Genomic DNA, 1,775 nt, shown 5'->3' with positions numbered 1-1,775 from the left:
TGCGGTAGAGGAATCAAGATCTAGATAATCTGATTCTCTCCCAAGGCCCTCACCTCAACCGAAACAACCTCCAGCCGCGGACTCCTCACGCGGCAGCCCCGACTACACTCTCAATTCTGAAGAGCCAGTTATGTACCCGCATTTAGCTGTCGCAAGTTTGATGACTTGAGAGGCGAAGTTGGCTGCGGAAAAGTCAAACGGCGCAAGCCACCGGTTGAAGATCTAGTCATTGAAGCTCTCATGTACCGCCTGGACTCAGATGACCTCAGCCGGCACATTGACTCTGCTATCGGAGAATCCACTGCACTCGCCAAGCTTTTACAGGAACGCGAGTTGCAGAAGACCCGACTGACAGAGATACTTAATCTGTATTCGACGGGAGAACTGGAATTTCCCGAATTCAAAATTGCCAAGACTATTGCGGCTGAACGTACCCGACGGCTGTCGAAGCAAATCGACGCCACCTGGAGCCAATCTACGCTCGCAAATATACCCCATGGGAAAACTGTTCAAGATGCATGGGAGTCCTCTGATCTATCATGGAAACGCCAACTAGTCGACACGGTTATTGATAAAATATTCATTGATCCCAAAGTCCCCGGTAAAATCGTTCCCATGTACAAAGAGTGGCGCTTTGATTCGGAATTAGTAAGAATCAATTGGAAAATATGAAACAGTTGGGTTCTGAAGACCTCTCGCGCCGAAGTACTAATTGCCTTTTCATAAATAGTCACATATATTTATGGAAAAAATTCTTCAGGGTATGGCTACGGAAAACTGCAAAATATCCGATTTTCAGCCATTACATCGTTTATACCTGCGGCACACGGTGACGAAGGAGTCTCCAAGGTCATGCCATTCCAAGTCCGAGCACGATGGAGCAGTAGGAGATATACAAATGGCGATGTGAAGCTTGGCAGGAGAGCTGCGATGTCTACCCTTGAATACCACGCCCGGGGCCCCCATCCCCGGGCTCACCAACCCATCCAGTCTTGCGAGCATGGGAAGCCCACTCACGATCCAAGGTCTTCTCGCTCGAAAGTGGTGCCAGCCGCAGAAATATTTACACCAAACGACGCCACGGGCGTTTGGCAAACGGCGTTCCTTCATTGGCTGACATCTCAGTGCTCCAGCCAGGGATTGCCGATTAAACTTCGCGACCCTCTAGCTCTGGCAACGGTCGCCGCGATGGTCCGTCGGGCAGCCCAGCACCCTGAACCCGGGACCACACAACTGGGACTCATTTCGGACTTACCTATCCCTGTTGCAAGAACTTTACCCCCAACGCACAAGCGATCAACCTAGGACAGACGGTCCACCTGCGAATCTCTTGGTCGTGGGTTCAATTCCCGCCCGGGGCACCAAATTGTGGCTCTGACCTGCGGTTTCATTCCGCAGGTCAGAGCCGCTTAAGGCCAAAAACGGCCCAACTCCCCCTTTACTCCCCCAATTCAGCAAAATTTTCTTCAGAAATCACTCCCCCTTTTCAGCAGCGCGAACTCACTCTGTATACGTCAGTTGAAGGAGTTGGGCGGGCCTTCATTCGGGGTAATCTGGTCGCCCTCGCGGACGATAGCCCCAGGACTCTTGACATAGGTATTTAATTTGGTGGCGACGTTTCACGGTTTTTGGTTTCGAATCGCAGGATTTGGTTTGTGCCGGGATAGCGGGTTTCTGTGGCAGTGAGATGGTCGCAGAGTTCACTGATCGCGGTGGTGGCGCGGCGGGTGGGGAGCGGGTCGAGGCGGATGGTGAGGTAGCCGTCATGGCTGGGG

General features: G+C 52.3%; 1 protein-coding gene. It reads left to right on the top strand.

The annotated features are described in order from the left end of the window. Positions 1-165 precede the first annotated feature (165 nt). Entirely contained in the window at positions 166-672 is a 507-nt protein-coding gene (locus OS914_RS17945; RefSeq protein WP_267547417.1) for a hypothetical protein, read from the top strand. The last annotated feature ends 1,103 nt before the right edge of the window (positions 673-1,775 follow it).

The organism is Arthrobacter endolithicus, assembly GCF_026627425.1.
Taxonomy (GTDB): domain Bacteria; phylum Actinomycetota; class Actinomycetes; order Actinomycetales; family Micrococcaceae; genus Arthrobacter_M.
Note: the sequence above shows the minus strand (reverse complement) of the source record. Positions and strands in the feature narration are given on the sequence as shown.